Raw genomic sequence first — 17,415 nt, 5'->3', positions numbered from 1 at the left:
AATTTAATAGGACACAAGCCTCAACCTCCTACAAGAGAAGTAAAACCCGACAGAAGGTAGTGCTTCTAAAACGCTTTTGATAATTAGAATGAAAAAATGATTTCGCTAACGCTTTTAATGGCTGCTGTTGCCTACCTCTTCGGTTCACTATCAAGTGCAGTGGTTATAAGCCAATTATTTGGTTTACCCGACCCAAGGACCGCTGGCTCTAAAAACCCTGGTGCAACCAATGTGTACCGCTTAGGTGGTCGTATTCCTGCGCTACTTGTACTTATTATGGATATTTTGAAAGGCACTATTCCCGTTTACGGCAGCTACTTTTTGGGTATAGAGCCTATAATGCTGGGCATAATTGCTATCTTTGCCTGTTTAGGCCATATACTTCCGCTTTATTTCGGTTTCAAAGGCGGTAAAGCCGTCGCTACCGCTTTTGGTGCCATGCTGCCGATTGGGCTCGATTTAGCCGGATTGCTTATTCTAAGCTGGGTAGTAGTGGTTTTTCTTACCGGCTATTCTTCGCTAGGTGCGCTCATTGCGGTGTCGCTTGCGCCGCTTTTCACATTTTTAATCAAGCCTTTGTATACCGTGCCGGTAGCAATGCTTTCGCTGCTTATTATTTTACGCCATAAAGACAACATTGCCCGCCTGTTAGCAGGCAATGAAAGTAAGGTGTGGGATAAAGGAAAAGTTAAAGAGTAAGTGCCTGCTGTAGTACATCCAGCTTACCGTCTATAGGTGTAACAGGCGAAATACCCAATATTTTAGCCAGCGCTGGATAAACTTCTAGGTTGCTAAATGTAGGAATAGTGGTGTTCGTTTTAAACGCCGGCCCCACTGCAACAAAGGTCGCTCTCATATCAGGTAACGTATTTACGTAGCCATGGCCACCTTTACTCACATGCGTACTGTTAGCGTTTTTGAAACGGGCCGGTGGCGCAATTTCCAAAATAATGTCGCCGGTTCTGCTACCTACTTCCATGTGTCGCTGAGCGCGCTGGGTATCATTGAGCACAATGAAGCGGTTTTCGGCTATATGGGTAAGACGTGCTATTTCTTCGCTAATTTGTTTATCGGGCACGCCGTCTTTGGCGTAAAGATGCACTTGCGCCCCTTCATTTTCAATAATGAAGCTATCAGGAATGGATAAAGACTCAACCTCTATAAGCTGGCTTTCATCAATAGGCGTCATGCCGTGGTCAGACACCACTACCAGATTTACTGGTAAGTCTAATGCATTAATACGCTTATAAAGTTGACCGATAAGCGCATCCACTTCCTGCACTGCATCATTGGTTTTATCGGCAAAAGGGCCTTCATCGTGTCCTACCGAATCGGTAAGCGAAAAATAGCTCGCGATAAAACGAGGGCGCGATACCTCGGGCAATTTTAGCCAGTTGATGATCTGATCAATACGCATCTGGTAGTCAGCATATTTTGAATAATGATAGAAATAAGTCGGAGAAGCACCCGATATGCGTGCGTCAGACTCTGGCCAGAAAAAGGTAGCAGCCTTCATCCCATGGTATTCCACTAAATTCCATAGCGGTGTTGCCGTGATCCAGGTGCTATCCATTTTGCCATAGCCTAACTGATATTTTGCATAACCGTCTTTTGTAGGGCGTGATTTATCATAAAAGCGGTTATTCACTATACCGTGGTGTTTAGGAAGCAGCCCTGTGATCAACGAAATATGGTTAGGAAACGTATTCGACGGATAAACAGGGGTCATTGATGACGCCCTTACGCCTTGCTTTGCAATGGCGCCAAGGCTCTCGGCGTTGTGTAACTCGATATAGTCGTGGCGAAAACCGTCAAGAGAAATTAACACGACATACTGATCTTGCTGATTCTGTGGCTGTTGCTTTTGCTTTAGCTCTTTTGCTGATTCATTTGAAGGAACTTTACTTGAGGCAAGTGCATTAGGCGAGGTGAGCGCTGCAAAGAAAATCAAAATAAATAACGACAGCGCTAAAAATAATAGCGATGCATTTTGTTTTGTTTTATTTGTTGCTAAGCGCATATTTTTATGTCCTTTCTTCAATATTTGCCGTGGTAAAACAAAAGGCAATGGGACGCGCTCCCATTGCCTTTACTTTTTGTTTGTCTATTTTGCCTGCTTGTTATGCTTGATACCTGCCTTTTGCACATCTTATGTATATGTAGATAAGCAGTATCAATTTCACAACATCATCTAAAACCCAGTCGGCGTTTTTAAATTGCTGATAAGGTATCAAGAGGCCATCGCGGTTTGGCTTGTGACGATAACGCCAAGGTTTCGCCTGCTTTTAAGCGCTGCATCCCCGCATAGGCAATCATGGCACCATTGTCAGTACAATACGCTAAGCTAGGGTAAAACACCTCACCTTTTAGCTCTTGCATCAGGGCTTTCATCTCACTGCGCAGCATTGTATTTGCACTTACGCCGCCAGCAATAACCAAACGCTTCATACCCGTCTGCTTCAATGCTCGCTTACATTTAATGATAAGCGTATCCACTACGGCTTCTTGAAACGCGTAGGCAATATTCGCTTTAATTTGCTCAGCATCATCACCGGTTAGGTCAGCATCGCGGATGGTGTTCGCTGCAAAGGTTTTAAGACCGCTAAAGCTGAAATCTAGCCCGGGTCTGTCGGTCATCGGGCGAGGAAACTTATAATGCCCCGCTTCTCCCTTTTCGGCCAATTTTGCTAAGAGAGGGCCGCCAGGATAATCAAGACCAAGTAACTTGGCGGTTTTATCAAAGGCTTCACCAGCGGCATCATCGATAGACTCGCCGAGTACTTCATACTGGCCAATGCCTTCTACTTTAACCAACATCGAGTGACCGCCCGACACTAATAGCGCAACAAAAGGAAATTCTGGCGCATCGTCTTCAAGCATAGGCGCTAATAAATGCCCTTCCATATGATGAACGCCCACAGCAGGTACATTCCACGCATAGGCCAATGAACGCCCTACTGACGAACCCACTAATAACGCCCCTACTAAACCTGGGCCTTGAGTAAAGGCAACGCCGTCGATTTCTGATGGCTGGGTATTCGCATCTTCCATGGCTTTTTCAATTAAAGGAATGATCTTTCTTACGTGATCCCGTGAAGCAAGTCTCGGGCACCACACCGCCATAATCAGCGTGTAGCTTTACTTGGCTGTATAGTTCGTGTGACAACAAGCCTTTTTCATCGTCATAAACGGCGATGCCAGTTTCGTCACAAGATGTTTCTATTCCTAAAATACGCATGGGGAGCAACCCTTTTACTACTAACTTCAATGCCTAGTTTCTGAATTTGCTGTCATCTTTTTATCACAACAAGTGTCCATACAATTGTTGTGAGTCAAGATAACTAAGCGAATACCAAAAACTGAGAAAATAATTCTGGCGATCTGTGGCGATCATCTTTATGATCCCGCCGCGATCATAACACTACCCTCGTCAGGATCGTTTGCTTTCTACTTTTGATCACAAAAATATATCAGAAGAAACATGAGCAAAAAGCATTCTGAAAAGGGCGCTTATACAAGCCGCGTTAAACAACACGGTGCTTAACGAGCGCAGAGTTTACCTTTTATCCTGCATTCATGGAATGCCAGTGAACAGGTAAATGAACGGTAAATGCACAATATTGGCTATTTTTTGGCAATTCATCCTTTACTTTCTCTGTAGATATGATTAGAATTTCGCACCATTTTTAACCCGGGTGGCCTTTTTAGCGCACAATTTTACCCGGATTTACACAGTAAAAGTTTTGAGGTGAGTGTTTAATGCCTATCGTTAAAGTTAGAGAAAACGAGCCGTTTGATGTGGCGCTGCGTCGTTTTAAGCGTTCTTGTGAAAAAGCAGGTGTTCTTTCTGAAGTTCGTCGTCGTGAATTCTTCGAAAAGCCAACTTGGGAACGCAAGCGCAAGAAAGCTGCCGCTAAGAAGCGTCATCTTAAGAAGCTAGCTCGTGAAAACGCACGTCGCGTAAAACTCTACTAATATAGGGTTAAGTAACGAGTCTGAAAGGTGTTGCAATTGCAGCACCTTTCGCGTTTCTGGGCCTCTATTTTTTTGGCCTTATTCTTAACGACTCCATTTTTTTCCTTTTCAAATGGTTGCATTTGATTTTTAACCTGGGGCTTAATAATACCAGTCCGCATAGATGATTATCCACTCAGCGAGATTTAAAATGTTCGTAATCGCGGCGTGTTACCGCAGGTATAGTGGTTCTACATCAAGGGGACACAACAAAGAGTACGGACATTTTAAACTCGCCCTTCGGGAAGGTCTGGCAAGCTTCCTAGCTTCATTCTGGGAATTTGAAAGGGAACAGCTATTCCTGCATTCCCACGCTTCGCTAGGAAACTTGCCAGCGCCTTCTGAGTGGGCAATGATCTATGCGGATTGGTATAAACTCTACTAATAAAAATCAGGAAACATCATGGCACTAATTGATGATTTAAAAGCAGCGCAAAAAGATGCGATGCGTGCAAAAGAAAAAGTACGTCTTGGTACTATTCGTATGGCTATGGCTGCCATTAAGCAAAAAGAAATCGATGAACAAATCACGCTAGACGATAGCGCAATCTTAGCGGTATTGACCAAAATGGTTAAACAGCGTCAAGACGCGGCAGCGCAATACGACGCAGCCAATCGCGAAGACCTAGCGAGCAAAGAGCGTGAAGAAATCACTTATATTGAAGATTTCTTGCCTCAGCCTTTGACTGACGATGAACTCAATGCCCTTATCGACGAAACTATGGCTGCGACAGGCGCGTCGGGTATGCAAGACATGGGTAAAGTCATGGGCGCATTGAAGCCTAAAGTTCAAGGCCGCACCGACATGGGCGCTTTGAGTGCAAAAATTAAGGCGCGTTTGAACGCTTAAGTACTGCCCACGTGTAGCAGTGAATCGCGCAGAAGGTGGGCATTGTCTCACCTTCGTTATTCTCATTTAACCACTTCCCTGTTACAGTACTTCACTGTTTTCATGATGTTGTAGCCTGTCGTTTAAAGCGCAGCTAAGACTATGCTTTTCTCTTTATTTTTGAACTCATTCTTTTTTAACTAACTCTTTTTTTAACTAACTTTTGTTGAAAGTACCCTCATGGCTGGAAAGATACCTCGCGATTTTATAGATGACCTGCTGTCACGTACCGATGTGGTAGAAGTGGTAGATAGTCGAGTCAAACTCAAAAAAGCAGGTAAGAATTACCAGGCGTGCTGCCCTTTTCATAACGAAAAGTCACCCTCTTTTACTGTTAGTCAAGATAAGCAGTTCTATCACTGTTTCGGATGCGGCGCTCACGGTAATGCTATCTCATTTATTATGGAATTCGACCGCTTAGAATTTGTCGAGGCGATTGAAGAGCTAGCCCGTTATCACGGGCTTGAAGTACCTCGAGAAAAAGGCAGCCGGCCTGCCATGAGCGAAGAGAAAAAACAGCAACAGCAAGACGACTATGCAGTAATGGAACAAGTCACACGCTTTTTCCAGCATCAGTTGCGCCAAAACGGTAATAGTAAAAAAGCCATCGACTATTTAAAGAACCGTGGGCTCAGTGGTGATATCGTCAAGCAGTGGGAAATTGGCTATGCCCCTGACAGCTGGGACGCACTGCTAAATACCTTTGGTAAAGATCCCCAACGCATCAAGCAGTTGGTCGATTTAAAACTGGTCAATAAAAACGACCAAGGACGTACCTACGACTTCTTCCGCGACCGCATCATGTTTCCAATTAGGGATAAACGGGGTCGCGTGGTCGGCTTTGGCGGTCGAGTATTAGATGACGGCGGTCCTAAATACTTAAACTCACCAGAAACTCGCATTTTTCATAAAGGCAGCGAACTTTTTGGGTTTTATTCAGCGCGCCAGAACAATCGCACTTTAGATACGGTTGTCGTTGTTGAAGGCTACATGGATGTGGTGGCATTGAGTCAGTTCGACATTAATATTGCTACCGCTGCCTTGGGTACGGCTACCACACCTGAACACATTCAAATGCTGGTTCGCGCTACTTCGCACATTGTGTGCTGTTATGATGGTGACCGCGCTGGGCGTGAAGCTGCATGGCGCGCGCTAGAGAACGCCTTACCGGCGTTAAAAGACGGCGTGCGTATATCTTTTTTATTCTTACCCGATGGCGAAGACCCAGATACCATGGTGCGTCAGGTGGGCAAAGATGCGTTTATGGAAATGCTCGATAGCGCGACGCCTTTGTCTCGTTTCTTTTTTGAGAACTTGCTAAAAACTCACAACGTGGGTACGCCAGAAGGTAAGATTGCCCTTAAAAAAGCGGCTATGCCACTGATTGAAAGCACCTTAGGTGATGACCAAAAGCAAATGTTGCTGGAAGAGTTAGCCAAGCACACTGGCGAGTTCGATAGGTTTAAACTTCAACAAGATATTACCAAAGCGAATCAAGGTTCAAAGCAAGCTTACTCCCCTAATCGCAACCAGGTAAACAAACCTAAACTATCGCCACTTCGCATGCTGATACGCTTACTGCTTGATAAGCCAGAGTTAGCCGCACATTGCGAAGATGTGCAGATAGATATATTCGCCGGTAGCAATGCTGCCGGTATGGATTTATTGCGCGATATTCACAGCTATTGTGTCAATCACCCTCACGCAAAAACTGCGCAGCTTGTTGAAAATTTCCGCGACCATCCCCATTCTTCTACTATCGCGAAATTATTGTTGCAAGAACACTTAGTCAAAGATGAGGATGCTGAGCGTGTATATAACGACAGCTTCGCTCGCTTACTAGACGGGCATTTCGATAGCCGCATTGAAACCTTAATTTCACGCTCGCGGGTTCAACCGCTGACTCAAGCGGAAAAACAGGAATTGAACCTGCTTATGAGGGAAAGACAGAAGAGTTAACCCAGGGGAAAATGAACTTTGGGTTGGTCTGTTTTTGCGTAGTAAGCTTTACGTTTAGCTCGCCTTCGCCTTGCAGTTATGCACTATGCAAGTAGTAAAGGCGGAAATGTAAAAAGCATTGACTAAAAAATCGGCCGTCAATCTGGTAAAACCACCGCTTATTCTGCTATACTGGCTAATTCGCTGCGGGCATGTTTGAACATGGTTCACACTTTTCATGTGAACAAAAATGCAGCAACACGAGTAGCAAAGATATAGCCGAACATAACGGGCAGAACCGAACCCGAGCAGATGTGCATCGTAAATATATTGGTTTACACCAGCGTGGCATCTAGCATTAACGGCCTTGATACAAATGCAGTACTACAGCAGAACAGGGAACATACCTAGGCGTATGTTGTCTTTTCTATTGCAAACTAATTGAATGTGAGAAGTGTAGGTTATATGGCGCAAAGCAAGCAGTCTCAGATTAAACTCCTGATTGCAAAAGGTAAAGAGCAAGGTTACTTAACCTTTGCAGAAGTAAACGACCACCTGCCGCAAGATATTGTCGATTCTGATCAAATCGAAGACATAATCCGCATGATTAATGACATGGGAATTCAAGTTTCTGAATCAGCTCCTGATGCAGATGAACTTCTCATGCAAGAAGCGAATGCTGATGAAGATGCTGCAGAAGCGGCAGCTCAAGCACTTGCTACTGTAGAAAGTGAAATTGGCCGTACGACTGACCCAGTTCGCATGTATATGCGTGAAATGGGTACCGTTGAACTTCTTACACGCGAAGGCGAAATTGAAATCGCTAAGCGTATTGAAGACGGTATTAACCAAGTACAGTGCTCGGTTGCTGAATATCCAGAAGCGATCACTTACCTGTTAGATCAGTGGGATTTATACGAAGCCGAAGAAATTCGCCTAAGTGACATTATCTCGGGCTTTGTTGATCCTAACGATGATCAAGATCTCGCGCCAACTGCAACGCACGTAGGCTCTGAGTTATCTGAAGAAGAGTTAGATGACGAAGATGGCGATGATGATGATGACGACGACGAAGATGAAGACGATAGCGGCGTAGACCCAGAGCTAGCGCGCGAACGCTTCGCAGAACTTCGTGAACAGTACATCAAAACTCGTGATGTTATCGAGAAGAAGGGTCGTTCACATGCTGATTCTCGTACACAAATCAACGCACTAAGCGACGTATTTAAAGAGTTCCGTCTAGTTCCTAAGCAATTTGATCGCATGGTTAAAAACATGCGTGCAATGATGGACAAAGTACGTATCCAAGAACGTCTTGTAATGAAGTTCTGTGTTGTTAATGCAAAAATGCCTAAGAAAGACTTTATTAAAGCTTTCGCGGGTAACGAAACGTCTACTGCGTGGTTACACGAAGCAGTTAAATCAGGTGCGCCTTATGCAGACTCGAACTTGCAGTTAACCAAGAAGAGATTGAGCGCTGCATTAGCAAGATGAATCAAGTTGAGCAAGAAACTGGCTTGGTTATCGCTGATATTAAAGATATTAACCGTCGCATGTCGATTGGTGAAGCGAAAGCGCGTCGTGCGAAAAAAGAGATGGTTGAAGCTAACCTTCGTCTTGTTATTTCAATTGCGAAGAAGTACACCAACCGCGGTCTTCAGTTCCTTGACCTTATCCAAGAAGGTAATATTGGTCTGATGAAGGCGGTAGATAAGTTCGAATACCGCCGTGGTTATAAGTTCTCAACTTACGCTACATGGTGGATTCGTCAGGCGATTACTCGTTCAATTGCTGACCAGGCGCGTACTATTCGTATTCCTGTGCACATGATTGAGACGATTAACAAGCTAAACCGTATCTCTCGTCAAATGCTTCAGGAGATGGGACGTGAACCTACGCCTGAAGAATTGTCAGAGCGCATGCTAATGCCTGAAGACAAGATTCGTAAGGTACTTAAGATTGCTAAAGAGCCAATCTCGATGGAAACACCTATCGGCGATGATGAAGATTCACATCTTGGCGACTTTATCGAGGACAGCACTATTATTCAGCCCCTCGATTCAGCAACTGGCGGTAGCTTAAAAGGCGCAACACAAGAAGTACTAGCAGGCCTAACGGCTCGAGAAGCGAAAGTACTACGTATGCGTTTCGGTATCGACATGAATACCGACCACACGCTTGAAGAAGTAGGTAAGCAGTTTGACGTTACTCGTGAGCGTATTCGTCAGATTGAAGCTAAAGCACTTCGCAAACTTCGCCACCCTAGTCGTTCTGAGCAGCTACGCAGCTTCTTAGACGAATAGAAAAGCATTGCTTTGTTTGTAAATCCCCGGCCTTGGCTGGGGATTTTTTTGTCTTAACTTCCCGAAGTTCTCTCCATAAAAAGCTGCAACTCGTTGTTTCAATATTTTGCTGCACACATAAAAAAGCCCCCGTCAGGAGGCTTTCAATACGTTTTAGAAAGGTTAGTTAGAGCTTACACTCTAAACTGCTTAGCGATTGATTCAAGGTGCTGCGCAAGGTCAGCAAGCTCATTACACATAGTCCCAAGTTCGCCTGAACGGCTTGCAGTTTGCTCTGTTCGCTCATGAATTTCATCCACGTGACGTACAATATCGACCGCAACAGTGCGCTGGTCTTCCGTATTGTGAGCAATCTGTTCATTCATTTGGTTGATGCGACCGATAGTACTGGTAATGGTCTCTAAGCTGCTGCCCGCTTTATTGGCGGTTTCAACGCTATTTGTGGCTTGTTCGGTACCACGCGCCATTACTTCAACTGCTGAATGCGCTGCGCTTTGAAGCTGCTCTATTGTACTTTGAATCTCTTCTGTAGATTGCTGCGTGCGCGACGCTAGCGTTCTAACTTCGTCAGCCACTACTGCAAAGCCTCGCCCTTGTTCACCGGCCCTTGCAGCCTCGATAGCCGCGTTAAGTGCAAGCAGGTTGGTTTGTTCCGCTATGCCCTTGATTACATCTAGCACTGAACCGACTTTGTTTGAGTCAGATTCTAAGCGCCCAATAACATCAGCTGTCTCACGTACGTTTTCAGCAAGCTGCTGAATGCTAGTTACGGTTTGCTGCACAATTTGACGACCTTCGCTCGCCGCTGTGGTAGCTTCATTGGCATCGCTTGCGGCTTGCGCTGCACTGTGTGCAACACCATCTACAGAGCCGCTCATGGTATCTACTGCACTCTTAGCATTAGTTGCAGACTTTTGCTGTACATCAATGGTACGCTGAGTTTCTTCTGTAACGCCGCGTAGGTTTTGCGCTAAGTTCGATAGCGGTAAACTCGCCTCAACCACATCACGCACTACGCCTTGTAGCTTATCCATAAATTGATTGAACCAGTAAACCAGCTCACCAATTTCGTCTTCACTTTTCGTATCAATACGTACCGTTAGGTCGCCATTTTCTTGCGCAATATCTTTAAGAGAGCGAACAACATCATCAATACTCTGCTTTATACCGCGAACAATAGGTACTGCGGTTGCAAACAATAAAATGGTTACAACAATAGCTAAAATAACGCCCGTACTAATAAGCGATGTATTAGCGCTATCTGTGTTTTCAAAGGCTTTCTCGAATGCAGCTTGCTGTGCATCACGAAATTGTGACATAGCGGCAATAGCCCCATCGTAAGACTGATTCATTTGAGCAGACAGTTCACCTAGGCGACTAAAGTCAGCTGTGCCGTCTACCATGGATTGTGAAACTTCGTAGGCGACGTCAAAGTATTCGTCGAAACCTGAGGATATACGCGAGATATCTGAACGAAACTCCGGGCTGATATTCGCGATTTGATTAAGCCCTTTCTTCGCTTCTTCTGCCAATTCTTGCGCCACAGTAAGGGTATCTTGATCACCTGTTGTTACTGCACTTGCTAGGGTGTCACGCACTTTTTGCATGTCGACCAGTGTCGATGCCGATAGCTGTAATGCTGGGAACTGAACTTTCTGTACTTTTTCTAGCGTTGCGCCATTATTGAGCGCGGTGTAGATAGTGATAAGCAAATAAATAATAAAACTTAGCGCTGCGATCCCCGGTATAAGGAAGATCTTAGTCGCAATTGGCATTTTCTTTAGAAAGTTCATCAACTATCCCACTATTTTTTATGATCGTGCAACTGCCTTTCACTTAACTTTTCAAAAAGCGCTGCACTTTGTTTGGTCTACCTAATTTATCTACCTATTAGTAAAAAACTTTAACGAAATTATGGCCTCGCACAAGTACAAGGCCATAGATAGGTAGTTAGAACGTATAATTTACGCCAACTTTAAGTAGTGTTGCATCATTCAGATCATTTAGGTCGTCTGAGTACCAAGTTACATCGGTTTTAAGTGCGAAGCCTGGCTCCACGTCGTAGCGTAGGCCCACAGTAACTGCCGATACATCTAGCTCTTGTTGAGCTGCAATGCCAGCAGCACCTTGATAGATAGAAGCCCAAGTCGCATCAGTAACCGCGTCTCCAGTAGAGATAGTTGATGGAAGTGCTGCTACAAGGCCAAGCTGATTAGCGTTATCCGCTTCTTCTACTTCATATGTGATGTGCGGCGTAAACTTACCGAAGCGCATGCCTGCAGTTACGTACCACGCTTTATTGTCAGCGATAACAGAACCATCAACTTCTGTCTGAGTAAATTCTGCACCTACAAACCAATCATATTTGTCGATATCAACCGCTACTTCAAAGAAGGTTCCCGTGTCGTCATTAACGCTGAAACCTTCAGCTGAAGTGGCTGCAGTTGGAATAACCGCGCCAAACGCAGACATGCCATCTATAAACGTATCAAAATCTTCGTTTGCAGCGCTAGTCGAACCACGTGCAAATAATGTACGAGCACTGAACCAGTCACGCGTTGCTTCAAAAGAAACAGCCACTACATTCTTTAATTCTAGCGCCGCAGGCGTACCTGAAATGGTCGTGTCAGCCTCTACACGACCCATGGTAAGCTGAGCGCCATACTCCCAATCACCAGAGTAATTCATATAGTCAATACGTACGCCATCGATGTTGTTAAAGTCGATACCGTAAACAGCGTCAGGTGGCGTTAGCCAGTGATAAGAATAACCAATATCAAGTGATGCAGAATATTTGAAAAGAGGCATACGTAGGCGACCGGCACTGATGTTGACGTTGTTGTTCAACATGTAAGTCATGTAAGCCCACTCGAAATCTGCGTCGTAGTCTTCACTTCCGCGGCCAACTAGCTGTGCAGTTGCAGAAAGTTTATCGCTAACGTCACCGCGCACCTGTAGACCAAAGACGCTGGCTGGGTCGAAGTTAAAATCACTGTCGTAGCCGTATACTGACTCGTCATCATCTAGCGTCATTCCGCCAATAAGGTTTGCAAAGCCGTTAATTTGAATGTCGGCAAGTGCTGGAGTAGCTAAAAGGCCAGCAATAGATAAGATAGCTAATTTGGTTTTCATGCGTGTTCCTTAAATTCTTTGTATTAACGGTAGGTTAGAAGGTAGCGACAACACGTACGCTATCGTTTACCGCGCCAGCGTCGACATAGCCAATAGCGCCTGGGTTACTTGCAACTGCAGATATAACGTCTGCGTCACTACCTAACGCTTCAGGAGGTTGACCTTTACCCGTAAAAACAAGTTTTGACCAAAACGCAGTAAGTTGAGCTGCAGTTTTGTTTAAGACCTTGCCGTTGAATTCGTCTGTAGCAGATTGACCTTCAGCTAACGCAACAGGCTCTGCTTTTGTACCGCTAGGGAATGCTTTGGCCTTGTTTAAGAAAAGACGGCTTATACTATCTTTATCTAGTGAATCGCCATTGCTAGGATGCACGATGACTGCTACATCAGCAATCGCCACGTTACAGCACAGTCCGGCTGCAAGTATCCATTTTTTCATCATATGTCCTCTGGAGTCTTTTTGGATGCTAGCCCATCGCTCTTCACTTTCTTTGAAGGCGCTAAAAACGACATTTGCGTGTTAGAGCGATATGAAGCAAACAGGTGCTTGTGTGTCCAAACATTTACAACGAGATAAGTATTGGTCACAAACGCAATATTCGCCACTTTGAGCTTTAAATATTTATCTTATATAAATTAATAGCTTATATAAGTACTTAGGAATGGCGCGCAGTGTAGTGAAAGTAGAAAGTTAAACAACTATACGATTGTCTAATACATACCGTTAGCGCTTATAAACATTAATAAAAAAACTAAATGCATAGCAGAAAAACTTAACTAGCCTATATATATCAGCCACTTAAAAAAGTTAAGCATTGTAATAGAAGTGATAGATACTCATATTAGAGTATGAAAGAAGATACCTGAACTTTTGAACCCGCCCAACTGGCATTGGCGCGGGCCCAAGAGTAAACAATAGTCTATAAGCGAATACCTATGACTCACCTTTCTTGTAAGGAATTGTTTTTTCCAGCGCTTCGATTTCGTTGGTTCGCTGCATTGGAGAGCCTGTTTTCCTTGCAAGCCAGCTATACGCTGTAGGAACAACATAAAGGGTCATAAATGCTGAAACAAGCACACCTGAGAAGATAACCATACCGATTACCATCCGGCTTTCAGCGCCAGGTCCTGATGCAAGCACCAAAGGTAAAGAGCTAAACACGGTGGTAAACCCTGTCATTACGATAGGGCGCAAACGCTGTGCGGCAGCACGCTTAAGTGCGAGTTCAAACTCCATACCTGCATCACGAAGTTGATTAGCGAACTCTACTATCAAAATACCATTTTTTGCGGCAAGCCCGATAAGCATAACCAAACCAATTTGGCTGTAGATATTAATCGTCATACCGCTAAAAAACAGCCCGATGTATGCCCCAACGAGAGCTAAGGGCACGGTAAGCATTATTACTAACGGATGCACCCAGCTTTCAAACTGCGCGGCCAATATTAAGTAAGTGACCGCAAGTGCTAGCATAAAGACATAAACAAATGAGTTGCCCGCTTCTTGATAAAGCTGTGACTCACCTTTGTAATCGATAGATACGTTATCGGGAAGTTCAGTAGCCACAATATCTTCTAAGTAGGCAAGTGCCTCACCAAGTGTATAACCATCTGCTAAGTTAGCCGATATAGTAACGGCCCGCATTCTGTTGTAGCGGTTTAGCCTTGCCGAGGTAGCCTGCTCTTCAAAGGTGAGTAAGTTGTCCATAGGGATAAGCTCACCGGTACGAGATGAACGTACGTATAAATTTTCAATACTGTTAGGGCTTCTAAAGTCTTCTTCTATGCCTTCCATGATAACGTCGTACTCTTCACCTCTATCGAGGAAAGTAGACACCCTACGCTGCCCCAGCATTACTTCTAACGTTCCGCCAATATCACTAATTGATACACCCAAATCAGCTGCTCTGTCCCGATTTATTTTGACCAACAGTCGCTGGTGACGTTTCCTTATAATCGGAGTCTAGGCGAATTAATCCCGGGTTTTGCGCTGCTTTTTGTAACACTATGTCGCGCCACTCTACAAGGTTCTCATAGGTATCACCTTGTAAGACGAACTGAACAGGACGCCCTAGCCCACCTCCTGATATCCCGCTTCGCATGATCGCAAACGCGCGAACATCAGGTACGCTGTTAAGCTTGCCGCTGATTTCATCCATTAGTGAAAATGTACTGAAATCACGCTCATCCCAATCTGCAGAACCGACGATTGCTATCCCCGCGTTTCCGCCGAAACCCGGTGTTCTCACCAAAAGACGATTGATTTTACCGCTCTCGCGATAGGGCATTAATATGCTTTCTATTTGCTCTAAATTTCTTGCGTTACTTTCAAAGCTCGCCCCTTCTTGAGCGTTCATTAAGATGAAAAAGTTACCTCTATCTTCTTTAGGAACGAACTCACTAGGTACTTTCTCTGAAAGTTGGACTAACGCAACAACCGCAATAATAAGCATGATCAGCATAAGTAAAGGTTGGTGTAAGGTTTTACCCAACGTATTAAAGTAACTGCTTTCAAGCTTTGAAAATCGCTTATCCATCCAGCTTCCGAAGCCTGACGAACGTGGGCGTTTTTTAAGTATTTTTGACGCCATCATGGGCGACAAAGTAAGCGCGGTAAAGCTAGAAAATGCGACTGCCGCAGCAATGGCCAACGCAAACTCGGTGAAAAGTCTGCCTATATTACCTTCAAGGAAAACCAAAGGAACGAACACAGAAATAAGTACCAGAGTAGTGGCAATTACGGCGAATCCGACCTCTTTGGCACCGCGATAGGCAGCCAAAATAGGCGGTTCTCCCATCTCAATGCGCCGATATATGTTCTCAAGTACAACAATAGCATCGTCTACCACTAGGCCAATCGCTAATACCATAGCAAGCAGAGTTAGCAGGTTTATTGAAAAGCCCAGCGCATACATCACAATAAAAGCAGCAATAATAGAAACAGGTACGGTAACCGCAGGAATTAGCGTGGCGCGAATATTACCTAGGAAAAGGTATATTACGATCACTACCATGAGCATAGCGATCCCCAAGGTCTCATACACCTCATCAATTGATGCCTCAATGAAAACTGATGAGTCGTAACTTGGCACAATAAAAATGTTATCTGGAAGGGTCGCTTCTATTTTTTCAATCTGCGCTTTCGCTGCGCGGGCTACTTCGAGAGTATTGGCTTTAGACTGCTTGATAATGCCTAGGCCTATCATATTGACGCCATCACCCCGAAACTCTGTCTCGTCATCTTCGGCGGTTAGCTCAACGTGGGCTATTTCGCCTAGACGCACCAGATAGCCGTTATCCCCTACTGCAACGGTTAGCGCTGCAAAATCATCCGGCGTTAGAAAAGTTCGCGCTACCCGTACTTCAAAGTCACGATCATTACTTTCTACTTCACCAGCAGGCAACTCTACGTTTTCGGCGCGGATCACTTGCTCTACATCGCTAACTGTTATGCCTCTAGCCGCCATAGCATTGCGGTCTAAAAACACTTTCATGGCGTAACGTCTTCCACCACCAATTTGAATTCTAGCCACACCGTCCACAATGGATAGCCTGTCAACCAGCACACGTTCTGCGTAGTCGGTCAACTCCATAGTATTGAGGTTGGTGCTTCGTAAGTTGTACCACACCACGGCACTTTCATCTGAGTTCGCTTTAGATACTTCAGGGGGATCGGCTTGATCGGGCAAGTTATTTAACGCGCGACTGACGCGCTCGCGCACATCGTTAGCTGCCGCATCAATGTCTCGAGAAAGTTTAAACTCGATTGTGATGTCTGAACGACCATTGCGAGATGTAGAGGTAACATTCTTTATGCCTTCAATACCCGAAATTCTGTCTTCAAGAAGCTGGGTAATTCGGGTCTCGACTATGTTTGCCGAAGCCCCTGTGTAGTTTGTATTAACCGAGACAATGGGTGGGTCGATGTCGGGGTATTCCCGTAAACTCAACATGGAGAACGCGACAATACCAAAGATAATCAACAGTAAATTGAGTACGGTTGCAAAAACCGGGCGCTTTACAGAAACGTCTGACAATAGCATAACTGTATACTCCCTAGCGGTTTAATACATTAACCGGAGATTGGTCACGTACGCGAAGTGTACCTTCGGTTATTACTTCATCTCCTTCACTTAAACCGCTGACAATCTGCACTTGTCCTGGCCGACGCTCACCAATTTTTACCTCAGTTTGATGTGCGACATTATCTTTAACCACATAAACAAACTGTTTGTCTTGCACTGGCACCAGTGCCTTTTCTGGCAAGACTAAAGCGCTAAGTACACGTTTTTCTACCACAACGGTTAGCAGCATACCCGGGCGTAGACGACTGTCTTGGTTATCAATAGTTGCGCGCACGCGAATGGAGCGACTAATGGGGTCCAAGCGCGTATCAATATTGGTAATTTTTCCTGTAAACTCTTCTCCAGGGTAAGCAACTGACGACGCACTTACGAATTGCCCTTTAGCCAGGCTAGCCAGGTGGTTTTCAGCGATACTAAAATCAACTTTGATTTGGCTAATATCATCTAACGTGGTGATAGAGTCGCCTGGCTGAATTAGTGAACCGATACTGATCTCTCGGTTGCCTAGCAACCCATTAAATGGAGCGCGTATTTGAAGGTCGTTAAGCTGAGCTAACGCGACATCTAACTGGGCTTGTAATGCTTTCACTCGAGCTTGCTGCTCATCGAGAAGCTGTTCAGAAGTAGCATTTGACTGACGTAAGTCGGCTATGCGGGTAAACTGACGCTTAGCCTCGTCAATGTTCGCTTTTAGCTCTTCTACCCTAGCACGCTCTTCAGTGTTATTAAGCTGCACCAAAAGCTCGCCTTCTACGACTTTATCGCCATCATCGAAATTTATCGTTTTTACCGTATCGGTAACTTGAGCGGTGATATTTACAGACTCGTTAGCAGTAGCTGTGCCGAGCGACTCGATAGTGATAGGAAATGCCTGTGACGAAACAACTGCTGTTTTTACTGGTGTGGCTCTAGCGCCAGCGCTTGCTTTACTTTCTTCCTGTGGCATATTTAAATATGCAACAACACCTGCAAGCAACAGCACGCCAAGTACTAAGGGCGATAACGAGAATCGAGAAGACATAACCTTTCCTATTGGTAAAATAGCATTGCGCTG

General features: G+C 44.9%; 9 protein-coding genes and 3 pseudogenes. 5 read left to right on the top strand and 7 right to left on the bottom strand.

The genetic code is table 11. The features are described from left to right. Positions 1 to 96: 96 nt before the first annotated feature. The gene (plsY, locus tag ACYX4W_RS06695) at positions 97 to 699 is read left to right on the top strand and encodes a glycerol-3-phosphate 1-O-acyltransferase PlsY (RefSeq protein ID WP_476075057.1); all 603 of its coding nucleotides are present in this window, start codon (positions 97 to 99) and stop codon (positions 697 to 699) included. On the opposite strand, the gene ACYX4W_RS06690 is transcribed toward plsY, so the two are convergent. Both ACYX4W_RS06690 and tsaD read right to left on the bottom strand, forming a co-directional pair. Beyond that, positions 689 to 2,020: an alkaline phosphatase family protein gene (locus ACYX4W_RS06690; protein WP_476075056.1), complete on the bottom strand. Its 1,332-nt coding sequence runs from the start codon at positions 2,018 to 2,020 to the stop codon at positions 689 to 691. The two genes, plsY and ACYX4W_RS06690, sit on opposite strands and share 11 nt — an antisense overlap. Before the next feature lie 191 nt (positions 2,021 to 2,211). Then, positions 2,212 to 3,238: pseudogene (gene tsaD, locus ACYX4W_RS06685) on the bottom strand (tRNA (adenosine(37)-N6)-threonylcarbamoyltransferase complex transferase subunit TsaD). Between the two features lie 521 nt (positions 3,239 to 3,759). On the opposite strand from tsaD, the gene rpsU reads away from it, so the two are divergent. The 4 genes and pseudogenes from rpsU to rpoD all read left to right on the top strand — a co-directional run bounded on the left by rpsU (position 3,760) and on the right by rpoD (position 9,144). Beyond that, positions 3,760 to 3,975, top strand: coding sequence for a 30S ribosomal protein S21 (gene rpsU / locus ACYX4W_RS06680; protein WP_012517258.1), 216 nt, complete (start codon positions 3,760 to 3,762; stop codon positions 3,973 to 3,975). A 442-nt stretch (positions 3,976 to 4,417) separates the two neighbouring features. Continuing rightward, the gene (locus ACYX4W_RS06675; RefSeq protein ID WP_118490272.1) at positions 4,418 to 4,864 is read left to right on the top strand and encodes a GatB/YqeY domain-containing protein; all 447 of its coding nucleotides are present in this window, start codon (positions 4,418 to 4,420) and stop codon (positions 4,862 to 4,864) included. Positions 4,865 to 5,083: 219 nt separating this feature from the next. Beyond that, positions 5,084 to 6,862: a DNA primase gene (gene dnaG, locus ACYX4W_RS06670; RefSeq protein ID WP_476075055.1), complete on the top strand. Its 1,779-nt coding sequence runs from the start codon at positions 5,084 to 5,086 to the stop codon at positions 6,860 to 6,862. A gap of 444 nt (positions 6,863 to 7,306) precedes the next feature. Continuing rightward, positions 7,307 to 9,144: pseudogene (rpoD, locus tag ACYX4W_RS06665) on the top strand (RNA polymerase sigma factor RpoD). 173 nt (positions 9,145 to 9,317) lie between these two features. On the opposite strand, the gene ACYX4W_RS06660 reads toward rpoD, so the two are convergent. The 5 genes and pseudogenes from ACYX4W_RS06660 to ACYX4W_RS06640 form a co-directional block, all read right to left on the bottom strand. Then, a complete protein-coding gene (locus tag ACYX4W_RS06660) occupies positions 9,318 to 10,937 on the bottom strand; it encodes a methyl-accepting chemotaxis protein (RefSeq protein ID WP_474808717.1) in 1,620 nt (539 codons plus the stop codon). Between the two features lie 157 nt (positions 10,938 to 11,094). After that, entirely contained in the window at positions 11,095 to 12,276 is a 1,182-nt protein-coding gene (locus ACYX4W_RS06655) for a topoisomerase IV (RefSeq protein ID WP_474853634.1), read from the bottom strand. 34 nt (positions 12,277 to 12,310) lie between these two features. Continuing rightward, the gene (locus ACYX4W_RS06650; RefSeq protein WP_474808720.1) at positions 12,311 to 12,715 is read right to left on the bottom strand and encodes a type 2 periplasmic-binding domain-containing protein; all 405 of its coding nucleotides are present in this window, start codon (positions 12,713 to 12,715) and stop codon (positions 12,311 to 12,313) included. A gap of 495 nt (positions 12,716 to 13,210) precedes the next feature. After that, positions 13,211 to 16,319: pseudogene (locus ACYX4W_RS06645) on the bottom strand (efflux RND transporter permease subunit). 13 nt (positions 16,320 to 16,332) lie between these two features. Next, positions 16,333 to 17,382 (bottom strand): efflux RND transporter periplasmic adaptor subunit, encoded by a 1,050-nt coding sequence (locus ACYX4W_RS06640; protein ID WP_474808723.1) that lies wholly within the window; start codon positions 17,380 to 17,382, stop codon positions 16,333 to 16,335. Positions 17,383 to 17,415: the final 33 nt, after the last annotated feature.

Source organism: Alteromonas sp. ABH4_454, assembly GCF_056311775.1.
This window is presented reverse-complemented; position numbering and strand designations above follow the sequence as displayed.